This is a genomic window from Shewanella sp. 10N.286.54.B9 (genome assembly GCF_041468565.1).
In the GTDB taxonomy this organism is placed as follows: Bacteria; Pseudomonadota; Gammaproteobacteria; order Enterobacterales; family Shewanellaceae; genus Shewanella.
In genome coordinates, this window is the sequence record NZ_JBFRIY010000143.1 from 1 (window position 1) to 505 (window position 505).

Annotated in this window: 1 pseudogene; it reads right to left on the minus strand. The window is 39.4% G+C overall.

The annotated features are described in order from the left end of the window. Positions 1-410, minus strand: a pseudogene (locus AB4135_RS22205) (alpha-amylase family glycosyl hydrolase); the annotation flags it as partial. Positions 411-505 lie beyond the last annotated feature (95 nt).

Sequence of the window (505 nt, forward strand, 5' to 3'; positions counted from 1 at the left end):
GAAATACTGGACAGGCGCTCATGCCATTCGGCAAGTAAACCATCTAGTAGTAAGCGCTCTCCCTCTATCAAGGTATCGCCGTTGATATACTTAGTTGCCACAGCATGTCCTTTAGTTATCTTACTCCATCTATTTATAATTTCATGATTCGTAAGTGATTTAGCTTTGGCTGTATCAATTTTAAGAACTAAGTGATAGTGGTTATTCATCACTGCATAGGCACAAATATCGATGCAAAAAATGCTTGAAAGTACTTTCATTTTATCGATAATCCAACCACGCCGATGCTCAAAGCTTTTCCCGGTAAGTTTATCTTCACCACATAGAAAAGCTCTTCTAACGCAACGATTTATGATGTGATAAAACGGAGTGGTTTCAGCGTCTATAAGGGTTCTTCTTGCTGAGGTCATGGTGAGTACCAAAGTGGCAGTGTGTTACTTTAAGGTAAGTAAAAGCTTAGTAGAGAGTGATGAGAAAGCAAAAGAAATGGCTGTCCCGTCTTTTC